The following is a 16,497-nucleotide window of genomic DNA, read 5'->3' on the forward strand; positions in this document are numbered from 1 at the left end:
GTACTTTTAATGATTTCAATAGGATGAATATGACCCAGGCAGTATCACTACAAACTAAGCTGATTAAGACTTCAATGCTCAGTTCAATTGTGGCAGGTATTTTTGCGCTGGTACTTCTGGTGAGCCTTTCGATTTATCACAATATGAACGTACAAGATGAAATCATGGATGAAGTTGCAGATATGCTTCTGATCTCAGATTTAAGTGCGACGTCTGGTTTTCAATTGGATGAGTTAAGTGATGAATTTGATATTCAATATCGATTGATGAATGGTGAGGTGATGCTGACCCAATCACCTGAATTTGATTTGCAACAGGGGCATGACAATCTTCTGGCGAAGGGTGAAGACAATGGGTATGCATTTATTTGGGCAGAGAATAAGTTGTTACGTAGCTACCGAGCGATTGATCAGGATTCTCAGTTAAGCGTCTATGTTATACAGCCCTTAAGTGTCCGTTTTAAAGACTTATTGCAAAGTTTTATCAGCTATTTATTGGTTTTATTGAGTCTCTGGTTGGTGCAATGGTTGATTTTACATTTCTCAGTTAAAAAACAATTTAAATCTATTCAACTGCTTTCGACAGAAATTGCAGAGAAAAATGCCAATGATCTCAGCTTAATTCAGCAACAGCCTGCATTTAAAGAACTTGAGCCGATGGTCAATCAGCTCAATCAAATGCTTGCGCGACTGGATCAAGCTTTAATTGCTGAACAACGCTTTACCGCAGATGCATCACATGAATTACGTTCGCCACTTTCTGCGATACAAATGCGTTTGCAGTTATTACAACGCAAATATGCCGAGGTCCCTGAGATTTATCAGCAACTCAATAGTATTCAAAATGATGTGAATCGAGGAACGCTAGTCCTTGAAAATCTTTTGCTTTTGGCCCGATTAGATCCAGCGGATGCCAGTGAATTACCGAAGACTTGGATAAGTCTGGAGCAAATGACTCAGCATGTGTTAAATAGTTTAGATCCTTTTATAGACGAAAAGCAGCTTCAGATTCATATTCAAAGCGAAGATGTTCAGGTCTATGTAAATGAAGAATTACTTTTTATTTGTATTCGCAATCTTGTAGATAATGCGATTCGTTATACGCCAGTACAGGGCAATATTTATATTCAGATTGGACCTTTAAACAATAGCAATAGCTTTGAAATTCAAAATGATGGTGAGGGTATTCCTCAAGACATCTTAGATCGTTTAGGTGAACGTTTTTACCGAGCGTTGGGGACCAAAACACAAGGTTCAGGCTTAGGTTTATCAATTTGTAAAAAGGTGATCGATCTGCATCATGGACAGATTCAGTTTGCTGCTTCCGAATATGGCGGTTTGAGCGTTTGTGTTTATTTACGTTAAAGCTGTACGATTGAATCGGTTATTTTTATTGAGTGTTTAGCATTTCATTAGATCGTTTTATAGAGATAGCTTGTTGTATAAAAATCTATAGATAAGCATTAAAAATCAGCTGACAAAATTAAAAAGCAGTATGCGCTGATTCATACTGCTTGTTCCCACGTTTTTTGTTTTAACTTAATGTTTTTATAGTTATTTGGTCAAAATTAGACGATTGTTACGTGTTAAACGTAAGCGATATTCTTCTCCAGCATGCATGATGCGAATTTCGCGCCCTAATGCAAATAAGTTATTTGAATGTAACATCGGAAGAGATTGGTGAGCTTCAGTGTTACGTGTGAATAGGCTAAAAGGTGCGTTCATTATTGTTACTCCGTGTGGGGTGCTGTCTAAGTGATTTAAATGATAATCATTATCGAATAGGTCTGTCAACGATAATTTTTATCATTTATAAAATTTCTATAATTGCTTACAATTCATTAAAAATTCAGGTGTCGATTTTTATGTCTAAACCCAGTATTCATGTGGCTATCGCTTTATTACTTTATCGTGGGAAAGTGTTGGTCGGTTGGCGCAATGCGGATCAGCATCAGGGCAATAAATATGAATTTCCTGGCGGCAAAATTGAAGCAGGGGAAACGCCTGTTGAAGCATGTCGTCGAGAGATCTTTGAGGAAGTGGGAATTGGCATCCAGCAATGGCATGCTTTTGATGTAATTCATCATGTTTATGATGATGTTGAAGTGTTTCTTCATCTTTTTCATGCCACGGTTCCTGAACAATATTTACATGATGTTCAGAAACCTTGGACATGGTATGGGCGTGATCAACTATTCGCGCTGAATTTCCCTAAAGCCAATCAAGCGATTATTCAACGCTTGTACTGGGCGCATCAAATTAAAATCTCCGACAATCTTTCAGTATTGAGCATAGAAAAAAGTCTAGATGACAACGCGCAATTTTTTTATTTTAGAACGACTGCAGATCAGGTTGCTGTAACACAAATTTCGCAGTTAGCTGCAAATGCCTTATCTCGCTTGATCATCAATATAGAGCTATGGCAACAGTTGCCTGAACATCTTCAAAAAAGTATAGCTGCTGTACATTATAAACAGCATCAATTGATGGATTTACACATCGAGCAGTTACCAATCGGTCTACGTTGTATAGCAGCATGTCATGATCTGGTATCTTTACAGCGAGCACAGACATTGGGTTTTGATGCTGTGATTTTAAGTCCAGTATTTGCAACCCAGACCCATCCTGAAGCCAATGCACTTGGATGGGAAAAATTTGCTGAATATGCCAAGACCTGTGATTTACCCGTCTTTGCATTGGGGGGATTAAGCCAAGCTGATTTAGTGATTGCACAACAGCATTATGCATACGGGATTGCTGGGATTCGAAATTTTTAATCGAGCAGAGATATTGGCTTAAACAGTTATAAGCGTTGTAACTGTTTTTGCGCTTCTGCGATGGTCTGTTGATTTTTTAATTGCTGAGCAGCCTGCAAAATAACATTCCAAAAGGTTTTCTTTTGGGATGGGCTTTGCGCATAACTTAAACCACGTCGTGCTAGAGATTCAGCATTCGCATATTGTTTCTTCTGATTGGCAATTTGAGCCAAATAAGAGAACACTTGTGCTGATTGTGGTGCAATACGTTGTGCATGGATTGCATAACGTTCAGCTTCATCCCACTGGCCCTTTTGATATGCAGTTTGAGTTTGTTGGATGAGCTGTTTAAAGGCTGGGATATTTTCTCCATCCTCAAATTTTTGCGTTTGAGGCTTGGATTGTGGTGCAATTACGACAGGAACTTTTTCACGTTTAATTTCAGGGCGTTCATAAGGGGTAATTTTTACCCCATCTGGTGTAGCAACCCGATGGTCAGGCTGTTCAGATTTTGGCTTTTCAACAGATTTGCTTGGTTTAGAATTTTGTTGGGGTGTTGTTTGACACCCAGCCAAAGTTAATATTCCACTTAAACTTAGAATATAAGCGATTGTGCTTACATTTCGTTTCATCACAAATTCCTATTTAAAAGCCAATTTACCCGTATATCCAACATGTTTAGATTAGTTGTTATAACTACCACTTGAGATCACATGACCTCTTGAGTCCTGATCTAAACTGTCTTCACTTTCGCGAATATAGTTTTCTATACTATCACTTGAATGCGGCTGTGAAGTGTTTTGTTGCGTATCAGGCGTGGATTGAGGATCAACTTGATAATATGGCATTCCGCACTCTGTCGCACGATTAGGAACTGTGTGACGTAATAATGGAATATATAGTGCGCCTTCACAGCCTTGTGCTGAAAGCTCCCCAGTTCGAGAGTCAATCCATTGCCATGAAATATCATCTGTTTGACGTAAATTCACTGGTTTTTGGCGTAATTGCTTCATGACATTGATCCAGACAGGTAATGCACCAGATGAACCTGTAAGCCCAGTGATTTTATTGTTGTCTAAGCCTAACCATACCACTGCTAAATTATTGCCTGAATATCCAGCAAACCAAGAATCACGGGTATCGTTGGTTGTACCAGATTTGCCCGCAAGTTTGAGATCAGCTGGTAATGTGTTGTAAGCAGCTTTACCTGTACCGGCAGACATGACTTGTTGTAAGCCAAAGTTCAATAAGAAGGCAGCAGAAGGGTCTATAGTCTGTTGTACATTTAAACCAAAACGCTCCAATAAACGACCATTAGAATCTACAACAGTACGAATGGCTTTGGTTGGATATTTAAATCCACCTGTTGCAAAGTTACCATAAATACTCATCACTTCCATTGGCGACATATCAACCGCACCAAGGAAAATAGACGGATAGTTTGGAATCTTTGAAGTTACGCCAAATTTAGACAAGTTATTGCTAAATGTAGAGATCCCAAATTCGTTCCCTAAACGTACAGCAGACAAGTTATATGAGTTTGCTAAGGCTTGAGACATCGGAACATAGCCATGACCTGTTCCACTATAGTTCTTTGGTGTCCAGGTTTGATTACCACTGACAGGTAAACTAATTGGCGCATCTTCAATTGGTGATGCCCAGTTATAACGACCTGATTCCAACGCACTTAAATAAATCACAGGTTTTAGCAAAGAACCCACTTGACGTTTCGCATCTACAGTACGATTAAAGCCAGTAAAGTCTTGGGTTGAACCAACAGCGGCAATCAATTCGCCATTTTCAGGACGGGTAACTAAAACAGCGCCTTGTAGGTCTTTTAGTCTTGCTGGGTTTGCATTGGCTAAACGGCTCACCGTTTCTCTAAAGCTCTTTTGCACTCTAGTTTGTGCAATTGGATCAAGTGTCGTAAAAATTCTTAAACCTTGATTGGTTAAATCTGATTCTTGGTATTCGGTTTTAAGTTGACGACGTACAATATCTAAGAAGTCTGGGAAGCTTGCTGTACCTAATGTTGGTTTACGCACCACATTGAGCGGACGTGCAATTTCTTTTTCATATTGCGCTTGGTCTAAGTATCCCATCACCAACATATTGTTCAGCACAATATCGCGACGTTTTTTTGCGCCTTCAGGATTTTTCCAAGGGTTAAATAGGGTAGGCCCTTGAACTAAACCAACCAAAAATGCTTGTTGTGAAATATTTAATTCACTGAGTGGTAAACCAAAATAGAATTGTGAAGCCAAGCCATAACCATTGACAGAATAGTTACCACTTTGACCTAAATTCACTTCATTTAAATAGGCTTCTAAAATCTCGTCTTTGCTGTAATGAAGCTCTAATAACAGCGACATCAGGGCTTCATTTACTTTACGTTTTAAGGTCTTTTCAGGAGTTAAGAAAAAGTTCTTAACCAACTGTTGCGTCAGTGTTGAACCACCCTGACGTTTACCACCAGTCACATTACTAAGTAAAGCACGCGCTGTACCACGGAATGAAATACCATGATGACGATAAAAGTTTCTATCCTCTGTTGCGATTAATGCTTCAATCAAAGGCTTTGGAACTTTATTTAATTTGATGAGGACGCGGTCTTCATTGTGTTGCGGGTAGATACCACCAATCAACATCGGTTCTAAACGTGCGATTCCTGTATTGGTTGGTTTGGTGGCTTTTACATCTGTAACTGTATCGCCAGCAAAGGTCACTTGTAGGACTTGTTCTGGATCTACACTGTCACCAAAGTCAAAGCCGCGTGTATGTACGTAAATTGTATTCGGTTGGGTAATATAGGTTCCCGACTTGGTATAGCTATCACTGTTTTTATAACCGAGTAATTTGAGCTCTTGTTCAAACTCTATTTGGGCAATTGGCGCAGTTGCATAAATTTCTAACGGGCGAGCGAATACTTTCGCAGGAATATCCCAGCGATTGCCTTCAAACTTATCTCGAATAACATTGTCGAGTCGAATTAAGTAGACGCTAAATGCGAGAAATACTGCAATAATTAATACACAAAAAATCAGTGCAATTAAGCCTATACCACGTTCGGTCTTCATATACAGATAATAATACCCAAATTTATTTTCGCTAATCATGCGAAGCTTTTCTTAATTTTGCAATAATAAATCTGTGAAATACACAAATTTAAAGGCTTTTTAAACATTCTCGTTATTTTTCGTATATGAATGATTTTATAAACATATACTGAGAGTGTTATTATATCTCAGAATTTCAGTGGAGCTACCGCATCTGTGCAAATTTCACCAAAGACCTTTCGTAATATCGGTTTAATTGGAAGACCAGATAAATCATCTGTGGTTGATACGCTTTGTCTTATACACGATCATTTATTAAGTTTGGGTCTGCATCCAGTTTTTGATACAGCTACAGCACAACTTGTACCTTATACCAATACACAAACTGTCAGTAAGAATCTGCTCGGTGAAGTGGTTGATTTGGTTATTGTCGTCGGTGGTGATGGTTCTTTATTACATGCTGCACGTGCATTGGTAAAATACAATATTCCTGTACTTGGGGTGAACCGCGGTCGCTTAGGTTTTTTAACAGATATTAAACCCACTGAAGTGCTGTTTAAGTTAGATCAAGTTTTAAAAGGTGAGTTTCAGCTTGATCGTCGCTTTTTATTGGAAATTGAAATTCGCAGTAAAAATGAAATAATTTATGATGCAATTGCTTTGAATGATGTGGTACTTCATTCTGGTAAATCTGTACATATGATTGATTTTGAGCTGAACATTGATGGGCAATATGTTTATCGCCAGCACAGTGATGGTTTAATTGTATCGACCCCGACAGGTTCAACGGCATATGCCTTATCTGGTGGTGGACCGATTTTACATCCAAGTATGGATGCGATTGCTTTGGTTCCAATGCACCCACATACTTTGTCATCAAGACCGATTGTGGTGGGTGGGCAAAGCGAAATTAAGATATTGATTCGTGAAAATCGTGTGTTGCCGATGGTCAGTGCTGATGGACAGCATAGCGTTTCATTAAATGTCGGTGATAGTTTGCATATTCGTAAACATCCCTTCAAACTAATACTTTTACATCCACCAGGTTATGACTTCTATATGGCTTGTCGTACTAAACTTGGCTGGAATCAAGATTTTGATTCTTTTCAGCGGGATTGACCATGAATATTGAACAGATGCTTTCTATTTTAGATGCTGACATTGTTGAGCGTTTAAAAACTGCGGTAGAAATTGGTAAATGGCCAAATGGTGTGGCGTTGACTGCTGAGCAACGTCAAACCTGTATGCAAGCAGTGATTGCTTGGGAACATCAGAATATACCTGAAAAAGAACGTACAGGTTATATCGATAAAGGGCATAAAGAAGAAGGAGAGGAATGTGATTCGCATGTGCCTGAGCCAGAATTTAAACCGATTCGTTTTATCTAACTGAGCAAAAGATCCCTTGAATCACAGAGTAGTTTCACTTTGTGATTCAAACACTCAATTTATAAAACAATAATATTTAAACTGTTTCAATCATGATGCTGTTAAAACGATAACTATGTTAAAACGATAAATACGTTCAAACGAGAAGTGCGTAATAAGGTGATAAAGATATTCAGCATGATAAAAACGATAAAGAGGTTAAAATGCTCAAGCTGCTCAAAACAATAACGCGACTAAAAACAATAAAGCTTGCTCGACTCAGTTTATTCTGTATCACTGCAATTTCGACCAGTGTATTCGCTGAGCGAACAAGTGATGCAAGAAGTATTCAATGTTTATTAGATGTTACCGTAACCGCAAGTCAAAATTTCCAAACGCCAGTCACACAATATACATCAATTAAAAATGATGGCTATCCCATGCTGTTAATTGGTATCAAGATCCGTAATGCTTATACAGCCGACGCATCAAAAAAGATAAAAACCCATCATCTGTATTGTTCAAGTCTGATTGGAAAGCAAAAAGATGCTTATTTATCTGGTCCTTATCAACCCAATAATATCGATGTCAAAATGGGTGATCAGTTGCAACTTATCAATATTCATTCTTCAGGGAAAAGTTATCCCTATTGGGCTGATTTTTATTTTATCCAAAAGCGTGATCAATAACGTTCACGCTTCTGTTTGAAGATGAAATTAGAAACGTGTGTTCCAAAGATGCTTTGCTTTACTCATGGCTTCTGGATAGTTATTTACAATACCCATGGTATATAAAGCAATGCCCATTGTTTCAGTGATGGCAATTTCACCATACTCATGTGCTTGTTGGCCTTCCCAAACTGCTTTAAAAATAGCGAGATCAAGTTGTTCTTCTGTTGGGCTGCGGTTATCGGTTAATTTAGGTAATTCATGTTCATAAAGTTCACCATTTTGAATACCACAGATAAGGGTTTTGGCATCTGGATTGCGCTCAAACTCGCCACCTTCACCTTTAATCACAGCACTATTTTTATAACCTAATTGAAAGGCAGCTTGTTGATGTGAACTACGATAAGCAGGGTGGAAAATTGCCTGTAAGGTTGCTTTGGCATTGAATGGATTAATCAAACGAGCCAGTGTGTGAATCGGGGAGCGTAAACCCATCACATTCCTAAGATTGATCAAATCTGCCAAGATCGGAGAGACCACATTTAAAGGCAAATAGGCAAAATTTTGGGTGTCTAGTTGCTGTTTGACTTGTGCTTCATTTTGGCAAATTGGAAAGCCTAAGTATTCTAAGACTTGTTCAGTATACACACGGTTCATGGTATGGCCTGATGCACCATGCATCACGATCTTATAGCCATGCTTTGAAAGTGTTAATGCTGCCAATAAAAACCACGGGTAATGTTTGCGTTTACCCGCATAAGATGACCAATCTAAATCCACAGCAAGTGGCTGAAAATTCAATTGGTCTTTGGTCGCTTGGACAAAGCCTGTAAGTTCATCTACAGACTCTTCTTTGACCCGAAGCAACATTAAAAATGCGCCAAGTTGCACGTCTAAGACTTCATTTTTCAAAATCATTGAAAAAGCTTGGTAAGCTTCATCATAAGTTAATGATCGTGCACCATTTTTCCCTTTACCAACAATTCGCACAAACTGCGCAAAAGGATGTTCAAAGTCTTTATAAAGATTGCGTTTTGTATTCATGTCAAATGGATCAAGGGAGAGTAGACAGTGGAATACACTATGCCATAAATGGATCTGGATCGTATAGATATAGACGATATTAGACTAAGGTCTAAGCATAAATTGCACAGATGTTAGGCGAAATTAACATTTGCATAGAGATTGATCATCAAAAATTAATTAAAATAGCCTTGAAGAGCGTTTTATTTTTTATCTCCTGTTCTGTATTTATTCTTTTGGCCAAGGTGCCAGAAAGAATAAATCTTAAACATCGTCATTCGTTGTCATTGTTTTGGAAAACTTTCGTTTTCTGAAGGGATTTTTATTTGCTAAAAACCAACTTCTCAGAAATTTTTATCGAGATTTTGGACTGTGTCAGCAAATGGTAGCATTAACATTGGATATTTCTTCAAACAGAAATATAGAAAGAAGTAATTATCATGGCTAAGAAACCGCTGTATAAGTCACTCTATTTTCAAGTGATTGTTGCCATTATTTTGGGTGTGATTGTAGGGCACTACTTTCCAAGTGGTACTCAATTGATCAATGGTGTAGAGAAAAGTGTTCCTGGTTTAGGCGAACAACTCAAACCTTTAGGTGATGCTTTTATTAAGCTCATTAAAATGATTATTGCCCCTGTGATTTTCTGTACCGTGGTCAGCGGGATTGCGGGTATGGAAAGCATGAAATCAGTGGGTAAGACTGGTGGTATTGCACTTTTATACTTTGAAGTCGTTTCTACCATTGCCCTGATTATTGGTTTGGTTGTCATCAATATCGCCAAACCGGGCGTTGGGATGAATGTTGATCCCGCGACTTTAGATACCACAGGTATCAGTAAGTATGTGGAATCAGGTGCATCACAGTCTACCGTTGATTTCTTTTTGCATATCATTCCAAATACCGTAGTGGGTGCATTTGCAGAAGGTGAAATTCTACAAGTTCTTTTATTTGCCTTATTGTTTGGTTTTGCATTACATAAACTTGGCGATGCTGGAAAACCAGTATTAAGATTGATTGATCAAATTTCGCATGTGTTTTTTAACATTGTGAATATGATTATGAAACTTGCGCCAATCGGTGCCTTTGGTGCGATGGCATTTACCATTGGTAAGTATGGGATTGGTAGCTTAGCGCAACTTGCACAGTTAATTCTTTGTTTCTATATCACGTGTTTGTTGTTTATCTTTATTATTTTAGGTTCGATCAGTCGTTTCTGCGGATTTAGTATTTTAAAAATGATTCGTATGATTCGTGAAGAATTGCTGATTGTATTGGGTACATCGTCTTCAGAATCTGTATTACCGCGTATGCTGAAAAAGCTTGAAATTGCTGGCTGTGAAAAGTCTGTGGTTGGTTTGGTAATTCCAACAGGTTATTCATTTAACCTTGATGGTACCTCTATTTATTTGACTATGGCGGCGATCTTTATTGCACAAGCAACCAATACTCAACTGGATATTTGGCATGAAATTACCTTGCTTGCAGTCTTGTTGATTTCATCAAAAGGCGCAGCAGGTGTAACTGGTTCAGGCTTTATTGTCATGGCAGCAACTTTGGCTGCTGTAGGCAATATCCCAGTCGCTGGTTTGGCTTTGATTTTAGGTATTGACCGTTTCATGTCAGAAGCACGTGCATTGACTAACTTGGTGGGTAACTCTTTGGCAACGATTGTGGTTGCCAAGTGGGTCGGAAAGCTGGATGTTGAGAAGCTCAATGATGCTTTAAATAATCCGGCTGAAGTGGATCGTAAAATGCTTGAAGAATCAAATCAACCTCAATTGGATTTGCAAAAGTCTTAATTTTGTTGTGTTGTAAATCAAGGAAGCTCAGGCTTCCTTTTTTTATTGTTGTGATAAAATCGTGTTTCGATTAGAAATCAATTTCTATAATCAAAACTATTTTTAATTAGGTATTCAATGGATAAAAATATTCAAAATATTGCATATCAATTATGTGCGGAATTTATACAAGCAGTTTGTCATAAAAATTTTAAACAACTTCATTTAAAATTTGGAATATCTCAAGCCGTTTGGGATGAAATTCAAGAAGACGTTTTACATTACTATTTTGATCAAAACATTCCTGAACTAACAATTTCAAATGAAAATTTTGAAGTTTTTCAATATTATCAAGGTGGTTATGGAATAGAGGCCAAATTAGAAACCACGTTAAATGATGAAACAGGAAAATGGGCAGATTTAACATTAAGTGCTGAGCTAATTGAAAAAGAAAATAGTACGTTTCAATTTGCATATCGTTTAATTGAAGTGATGTAAAAACATCACTTTTTAAATGCTCGGACGGCATTGCCTCGCTCTATCAACGCGTGTTGTAAATGTTGAGCGTGTTTCTGATGGGCTTGCTGGCTCTCCATCTGTTGTTGTAGTTTGAGTGCAATCAACTCTTTTGCCACACGCTTATTGGCATGTTGGCTCCGTTCAGACATCACCTTTACACTTATTCCAGATGCAACATGAGTTGCATGGACAGCAGAGTCTGTCGTATTGACATGCTGCCCTCCAGCACCTGAAGCACGACAGGCCTGAAAAGTGATGGTGTCATCTGGGGGGAGTTGCAACGGTGTATCGAAAAGCGTAATGCCTACAAACCAGTTTTTACGTTTATGTTGTGGGCGAATTGGACTTTGGAAAGTCCATTGAATTGTACCGAGCCAAGTATTGAGCCATGTTCGGGCATCCTCATCGACACTGAGCAGTACCGAGGAATAACCATATTGAGTTGCATGGCTTTCAATTGTTTGGAGATGGATCTTTTTTGTTTTGGCTTCTTTGCGTATTTCTTGAAGCGTATATTTTACAGCGAGTTGACATTCTGCGGGTCCAAGCGCAGCACTGAGTTGGACGATAGACAATATTATTGTTCCTTAAAATTAATGTATAAGATCGAAAATCAAAAAATCGAATGCGAATAAACAGAAATTGTGAGATTCATTAAAATAAGCGTGATTTAATTTTGAATTATTGATTTTCAGCGAACTGATTATAGAAAAATATGTGAATAAAAAACAATCGAAATCGAATAAAAATATGCATTATCAAGCCTCTCACAATAAATGTTTAAGAAAATTCATGCTTAGCTGAATAATACTATTCGAGAAATTTTTGAAAATATGGCAGAATATGGGGTTTTAAAGATTTTAGAGGATTGGCAGCATGCGCTTTGTTGATGAAGCAGTCATTACCGTAGAGGCTGGCGACGGTGGCAATGGCGTAGCCAGTTTTCGCCGTGAAAAATTTGTACCATTTGGTGGCCCAGATGGTGGTGATGGTGGTCGTGGCGGCAGCGTATATATTCAAGCTGACGACGATACCAGTACCTTAGTAGATTATCGTTATACCCGTAAATTTCGCGCTGAACGTGGTAAAAACGGTGCTGGCGCAAACTGTGCTGGTCGTGGTGGTGAATCAGTTATTCTGAAAGTTCCAGTAGGAACAACCATTGTAGATACAGAGTCTGGCGATATTATTGGTGATTTGGTTGAAGATGGCCAAAAGGTTTTAGTTGCACATGGTGGCGATGGTGGTTTGGGGAATACTCATTTTAAATCATCGACTAACCGTTCTCCGCGTAAATGTACACATGGTATCAAAGGTGAATACCGTGAAATTCGTTTAGAGTTAAAAGTTCTAGCGGATGTAGGTTTATTGGGGATGCCGAATGCAGGTAAATCTACCTTTATCCGTGCAGTATCAGCAGCTAAACCAAAAGTTGCAGATTATCCATTTACAACAATGGTACCGAACTTAGGTGTGGTCGATGCGGATCGTCATCGTTCATTCGTTATGGCGGATATTCCTGGATTGATTGAAGGTGCAGCGGAAGGTGCTGGTTTAGGGATTCGTTTTCTTAAGCATTTGGCACGTACACGTATTCTTTTGCATATTGTCGATGTACAACCGATTGATGGTTCAGATCCTGCCTACAATGCCAAAGCGATTGTGGAAGAGTTGAAAAAATTCTCACCAACATTGGCTCAATTACCGATTGTTCTTGTTTTAAACAAACTTGATCAATTAACTGATGATACTCAAGAAGAATGGTGTAATCATATTCTTGAAGAATTACAATGGGATGGTCCTGTATTTAAAACTTCAGGCTTGCTTGAAGAAGGTACCAAACCTGTTGTGTATTACCTCATGGATCAAATCGAGCAACAACGTGAGTTGGAAGACGAAGATCCAGAGTATGCAGCGAAAATGAAAGCATTCCGTGATCAGCTTGAAGCTGAAACACGTGAGCAAACGATTGCTGCAAAAGAAGCTTATCGTGAAATGCGTCGTCAACAACGTCTTGCTGGTATTTTGGCAGAGGAAGAAGATGATGAGGATGACGATGGCGAGGATGATGGCGAAATGGAAGTGTACTACGTACGCTAATTTCTAAGGGTATCTATAGTCTCTAAAGATACCCATTTAGAAAAGAAAGACCGAGGACAAGATGATAGAAGTGGTAGATGGGCAACGTCAGCTCAAGGCTTTAAAACGTATCGTTGTTAAAATCGGATCATCTTTACTCACAGCAAATGGGCAAGGTTTAGATTTGGATGCAATTTCGCATTGGGCGAAACAAATTGCAGATCTACACAATGCAGGGCATGAGATCATTCTTGTGTCTTCAGGTGCTGTGGCTGAAGGGATGGTTCGTATGAAGCTAGAGAATCGACCCACCGATTTACCCAGTCTACAAGCTTGTGCTGCCATTGGTCAGATGGGATTAATTCATACATGGTCAAGCGTGTTGGAAAAGCATTCTATCCAAACTGCGCAAGTCTTGTTAACTCATGATGATCTTGCAGATCGCCGTCGTTACCTTAACTCATGTGATGCACTACAAAATTTGATTGATTGGAAAGTGATTCCTGTAATCAATGAAAATGACACAGTGTCTACTGATGAAATTCGCTTTGGTGATAATGATACGCTTGCAGCAATGGTTGCAGGGCAAGTTCATGCAGACTTGCTGATCATTTTGACTGATCAGCAAGGGATGTTTGATTCAGACCCGCGTTCTAATCCAAATGCAAAATTGTTCCATACTGTTCGTGCAATGGATGAAACCTTGTTTGATATGGCTGGTGGTGGCGGTAAGTTTGGACGTGGCGGTATGTTGACCAAAGTTCGTGCTGCTCGTTTGGCTGCCAAGTCAGGCTGTCCAACGTTGATTGCTAGTGGTGAAAGTGACAATGTATTGGCTCGTTTAATGTCGGGTGAATTATTGGGTACTTTATTCATTACCGATGATGATCGTGTTACAGCACATCAACAGTGGTTGGCTGCCCATCTTCAAACTGCAGGGCGTTTGGTTTTAGATGATGGTGCTGTCAAAGCCATTAAAGAAAACCATCGTAGTTTATTGCCTGTAGGTGTAAAAGCAGTTGAAGGGCATTTTGATCGTGGTGATGTTGTGGAATGTGTTGATCAGTATGGTCATCGAGTCGCGGTTGGACGAGTGAACTTTAGTTCGCGTTCTGCTGAAACTGTCAAAGGTTTGGCTTCAGATAAGGTGTATCAGGTGCTAGGTGAAGCACGTTCTTTAGAAATGATTCATCGCAACCATATGTCGATTTATTGATTAGTTTTAATATTTCTAATAAATATAACCCCGCTTTGGCGGGGTTTTTATTTGGGTGTGATTAATGGTGATTTTTCGTTGTATAAATCGGATTTAAAAACTTTATGACCGCCCCATACTCTAACTGAACACTAACTATTGAATAGGCATTGTTTGTGCTTGTAGCATTGGAATAGCAATACCTATATAAAGGTATGTTGAGCAAGCACATTTAAATTTTCCTCAAATCAGTAGTGAATGATCAATTGGATAGCCGAACACATTGATGTGTGACTGCATTTGCACCTGAACCGAAGGTTCTTTCTATTTTTCCAGCACCCGTGGCAGTCATCCGAAATGGTATGGAACTTTCTTTACCAATTCTTGCTTGAAAATTCTTAGCAATCATTTCAGCAAAATCTTCAGCCATGCGATCTATTTTTGCTCCTAGTTGTGAGCGTGTAGCTGCAGGTGCATTTTTGCCTAGCATACTGGTAATAAAATCTGCTCGTTCTTTAGGGGCAATACGTCCTTCACGTAATTCCCAATTTAAAACTAGAAGTTTTAAGGTATCACCTTGTAAACGATATTGTGCTTTAGAATGGCTAATCACTTCGATGGGCATCAATTTTTCTCCTGTAGGGAGGTAATAAATCGTTGAATCATCTCCTTCACTGATTCCATCTGCAGTCGTCATCACGGTATAGGTCTCAACCATTTTAAGTGGCTTACCTGCATTAATAGGCAGTGCAATTTCAGCTTGAGCAGTACATTGCCAACTTCCGAGCATTGGGGCAAGATCAGAAGCATAGAGGGAAGGTGTTGCTATTATCCAACTCAGTAACAACAATATTGGGATATGTATCTTCATTTAAATTGCCACTCCGAACAAGACAAGCCCATAACGCCAGTGCCTTTTTGCTTTCCACGATTAATTAAACCACCAATTAGCCCCTGAGCACGAAAGGGTGGGGTTAAGCTGATTTTGACAATCTGATCGGGTTTTGAAATTGTGACACGATCTTTAAGGATATCGTTCCAGTTCCGAAAAAAATCACGTTCTGAATAGAAATGAGTCGTGGTAATTGTATTACCATTCTGTGAAGTATTGGCACCATCATAATTCATATAACTGCCTGCACCAGCAGAAGCATGTTGAGCAACGATTAGATACTTGCCTGGTTTGAGTTGCAAACGAAACTCACCATCGCTATTGGTTCGCCCTTCAATACGCATCTGAGTAATGAATGGAGAAATAATCACTGTATCCTCTGGACGAGATTTTTCGTACAGACTGAGAACTTCCTCAAGATAAGGTGTCACTGGATACAAAAACACTGCTTCGTTACGTAAATAATCACGGAAAGTTTGCCCATGCGAACTATTTGTAGTGCATGCTTTACCCATAATTGTTGCTGTCCCTGGTTCAAGAGCCAGCTGTGCTACACGTACATCCAACTCTGATTTAGGGCGTATTTCTCGACCAATTTTTTTTGTGACAGGAGGTTCACCACGTCCAGATGTTGTTTGTGTTGCAACCATATTTGAAGATTTAACACTGGGTAAACTTGCGAGAAATCCACACATCACTGTACGCATCTGTGGTGTGCTTTGTTGTTTTAAGGTGCTATCTCCTAAACTGCGTAATCCAACCATGTGTTGATTCCCGGTCTTTGACACAACAGCTGTCATTGCAAACCAAGATTCGCGGGCCTGTTTATTTGGTAAGAAGGTGATCTCAGTACCTGAACCAGCTGTTTCCTCACTATCGATACGGAAACCTGACTGTGCAATTGCTTGTTTGATCTGTTGTGAAATATCGTGCTCATTTGCCGAAGTGAGCAAAACGGTTGCTTGATAATCAACCATGCCATTTTGGCGATTGACAACAAAATTATCTTCACAGCTTGCTGGTCCAGCCATTACTGATGATGGTGTTAAAATAGAGAGCGTGGTCAAAATTATATTAAGTCCATTAATTTTCAAAGTAAAATTCCTTTTCGTTAGTTTGTTTTTAAGTCTTAATTTAATGTATGTAGTTTGATTGTTTTATC

The 16,497-nt window shown here is 39.0% G+C and carries 16 protein-coding genes; 9 read left to right on the forward strand and 7 right to left on the reverse strand.

Annotated features, from left to right (window positions below):
* The first annotated feature begins 29 nt into the window (after positions 1–29).
* On the forward strand, positions 30–1,364 hold the full coding sequence (locus tag GJV03_RS17265; protein WP_154130670.1) for a HAMP domain-containing sensor histidine kinase: 1,335 nt from the start codon (positions 30–32) through the stop codon (positions 1,362–1,364).
* Positions 1,365–1,553: 189 nt separating this feature from the next.
* On the opposite strand, the gene GJV03_RS17270 is transcribed toward GJV03_RS17265, so the two are convergent.
* Entirely contained in the window at positions 1,554–1,724 is a 171-nt protein-coding gene (locus GJV03_RS17270) for a hemin uptake protein HemP (protein WP_004721884.1), read from the reverse strand.
* Between the two features lie 140 nt (positions 1,725–1,864).
* Here GJV03_RS17270 and GJV03_RS17275 point away from each other — a divergent pair, with 140 nt between their 5' ends.
* The gene (locus GJV03_RS17275; protein WP_154130671.1) at positions 1,865–2,776 is read left to right on the forward strand and encodes an NUDIX domain-containing protein; all 912 of its coding nucleotides are present in this window, start codon (positions 1,865–1,867) and stop codon (positions 2,774–2,776) included.
* 26 nt (positions 2,777–2,802) lie between these two features.
* Here the strand turns inward: GJV03_RS17275 and GJV03_RS17280 are convergent, their stop codons facing one another.
* Together GJV03_RS17280 and mrcB are read right to left on the reverse strand one after the other, a co-directional pair.
* On the reverse strand, positions 2,803–3,387 hold the full coding sequence (locus GJV03_RS17280) for a hypothetical protein (RefSeq protein ID WP_004820161.1): 585 nt from the start codon (positions 3,385–3,387) through the stop codon (positions 2,803–2,805).
* Between the two features lie 51 nt (positions 3,388–3,438).
* Positions 3,439–5,832 (reverse strand): penicillin-binding protein 1B, encoded by a 2,394-nt coding sequence (mrcB, locus tag GJV03_RS17285; protein ID WP_154130672.1) that lies wholly within the window; start codon positions 5,830–5,832, stop codon positions 3,439–3,441.
* A 159-nt stretch (positions 5,833–5,991) separates the two neighbouring features.
* Here mrcB and GJV03_RS17290 point away from each other — a divergent pair, with 159 nt between their 5' ends.
* The 3 genes from GJV03_RS17290 to GJV03_RS17300 all read left to right on the forward strand — a co-directional run bounded on the left by GJV03_RS17290 (position 5,992) and on the right by GJV03_RS17300 (position 7,867).
* Positions 5,992–6,930, forward strand: coding sequence for an NAD(+) kinase (locus GJV03_RS17290; RefSeq protein ID WP_042140791.1), 939 nt, complete (start codon positions 5,992–5,994; stop codon positions 6,928–6,930).
* Positions 6,931–6,932: 2 nt separating this feature from the next.
* A complete protein-coding gene (locus GJV03_RS17295; protein WP_004721875.1) occupies positions 6,933–7,199 on the forward strand; it encodes a DUF1315 family protein in 267 nt (88 codons plus the stop codon).
* Between the two features lie 203 nt (positions 7,200–7,402).
* Positions 7,403–7,867 carry a hypothetical protein gene (locus tag GJV03_RS17300; RefSeq protein ID WP_154130673.1) on the forward strand — a complete coding sequence of 155 codons (465 nt, stop codon included), beginning with the start codon at positions 7,403–7,405 and terminating at the stop codon, positions 7,865–7,867.
* A gap of 27 nt (positions 7,868–7,894) precedes the next feature.
* On the opposite strand, the gene GJV03_RS17305 is transcribed toward GJV03_RS17300, so the two are convergent.
* The gene (locus GJV03_RS17305; protein WP_105714491.1) at positions 7,895–8,890 is read right to left on the reverse strand and encodes a glycosyl transferase family protein; all 996 of its coding nucleotides are present in this window, start codon (positions 8,888–8,890) and stop codon (positions 7,895–7,897) included.
* 419 nt (positions 8,891–9,309) lie between these two features.
* Between GJV03_RS17305 and GJV03_RS17310 the strand changes: the two genes are divergently transcribed.
* Positions 9,310–10,671, forward strand: coding sequence for a dicarboxylate/amino acid:cation symporter (locus GJV03_RS17310; RefSeq protein ID WP_004721869.1), 1,362 nt, complete (start codon positions 9,310–9,312; stop codon positions 10,669–10,671).
* Positions 10,672–10,788: 117 nt separating this feature from the next.
* Positions 10,789–11,148 carry a hypothetical protein gene (locus GJV03_RS17315; RefSeq protein ID WP_154130674.1) on the forward strand — a complete coding sequence of 120 codons (360 nt, stop codon included), beginning with the start codon at positions 10,789–10,791 and terminating at the stop codon, positions 11,146–11,148.
* Between the two features lie 5 nt (positions 11,149–11,153).
* Here the strand turns inward: GJV03_RS17315 and prfH are convergent, their stop codons facing one another.
* On the reverse strand, positions 11,154–11,744 hold the full coding sequence (gene prfH / locus GJV03_RS17320; RefSeq protein WP_154130675.1) for a peptide chain release factor H: 591 nt from the start codon (positions 11,742–11,744) through the stop codon (positions 11,154–11,156).
* A 301-nt stretch (positions 11,745–12,045) separates the two neighbouring features.
* On the opposite strand from prfH, the gene cgtA reads away from it, so the two are divergent.
* Both cgtA and proB read left to right on the forward strand, forming a co-directional pair.
* Positions 12,046–13,269, forward strand: a complete 1,224-nt coding sequence (gene cgtA, locus GJV03_RS17325; RefSeq protein ID WP_004820174.1) for an Obg family GTPase CgtA — start codon at positions 12,046–12,048, stop codon at positions 13,267–13,269.
* A 61-nt stretch (positions 13,270–13,330) separates the two neighbouring features.
* Entirely contained in the window at positions 13,331–14,464 is a 1,134-nt protein-coding gene (gene proB / locus GJV03_RS17330; protein ID WP_154130676.1) for a glutamate 5-kinase, read from the forward strand.
* A gap of 241 nt (positions 14,465–14,705) precedes the next feature.
* Here the strand turns inward: proB and GJV03_RS17335 are convergent, their stop codons facing one another.
* Positions 14,706–15,314 (reverse strand): hypothetical protein, encoded by a 609-nt coding sequence (locus tag GJV03_RS17335; RefSeq protein WP_252720735.1) that lies wholly within the window; start codon positions 15,312–15,314, stop codon positions 14,706–14,708.
* Positions 15,311–16,402 (reverse strand): hypothetical protein, encoded by a 1,092-nt coding sequence (locus tag GJV03_RS17340; protein WP_252720736.1) that lies wholly within the window; start codon positions 16,400–16,402, stop codon positions 15,311–15,313. The genes GJV03_RS17335 and GJV03_RS17340 overlap by 4 nt, the downstream gene beginning before the upstream one ends.
* Positions 16,403–16,497: the final 95 nt, after the last annotated feature.

The organism is Acinetobacter sp. RIT698, from assembly GCF_009668065.1.
Lineage (GTDB): Bacteria > Pseudomonadota > Gammaproteobacteria > Pseudomonadales > Moraxellaceae > Acinetobacter > Acinetobacter guillouiae.

What these genes read in the sequence shown, in the direction of transcription:
- GJV03_RS17295 (WP_004721875.1), top strand. Translation starts at nt 6,933, where the DNA reads ATGAATATTGAACAGATGCTTTCTATTTTAGATGCTGACATTGTTGAG.
- GJV03_RS17335 (WP_252720735.1), bottom strand. Translation starts at nt 15,314, where the DNA reads ATGAAGATACATATCCCAATATTGTTGTTACTGAGTTGGATAATAGCA.
- cgtA (WP_004820174.1), top strand. Translation starts at nt 12,046, where the DNA reads ATGCGCTTTGTTGATGAAGCAGTCATTACCGTAGAGGCTGGCGACGGT.
- GJV03_RS17300 (WP_154130673.1), top strand. Translation starts at nt 7,403, where the DNA reads ATGCTCAAGCTGCTCAAAACAATAACGCGACTAAAAACAATAAAGCTT.
- GJV03_RS17270 (WP_004721884.1), bottom strand. Translation starts at nt 1,724, where the DNA reads ATGAACGCACCTTTTAGCCTATTCACACGTAACACTGAAGCTCACCAA.
- GJV03_RS17265 (WP_154130670.1), top strand. Translation starts at nt 30, where the DNA reads ATGACCCAGGCAGTATCACTACAAACTAAGCTGATTAAGACTTCAATG.
- GJV03_RS17305 (WP_105714491.1), bottom strand. Translation starts at nt 8,890, where the DNA reads ATGAATACAAAACGCAATCTTTATAAAGACTTTGAACATCCTTTTGCG.
- proB (WP_154130676.1), top strand. Translation starts at nt 13,331, where the DNA reads ATGATAGAAGTGGTAGATGGGCAACGTCAGCTCAAGGCTTTAAAACGT.
- mrcB (WP_154130672.1), bottom strand. Translation starts at nt 5,832, where the DNA reads ATGAAGACCGAACGTGGTATAGGCTTAATTGCACTGATTTTTTGTGTA.
- GJV03_RS17310 (WP_004721869.1), top strand. Translation starts at nt 9,310, where the DNA reads ATGGCTAAGAAACCGCTGTATAAGTCACTCTATTTTCAAGTGATTGTT.
- GJV03_RS17280 (WP_004820161.1), bottom strand. Translation starts at nt 3,387, where the DNA reads ATGAAACGAAATGTAAGCACAATCGCTTATATTCTAAGTTTAAGTGGA.
- GJV03_RS17315 (WP_154130674.1), top strand. Translation starts at nt 10,789, where the DNA reads ATGGATAAAAATATTCAAAATATTGCATATCAATTATGTGCGGAATTT.
- GJV03_RS17275 (WP_154130671.1), top strand. Translation starts at nt 1,865, where the DNA reads ATGTCTAAACCCAGTATTCATGTGGCTATCGCTTTATTACTTTATCGT.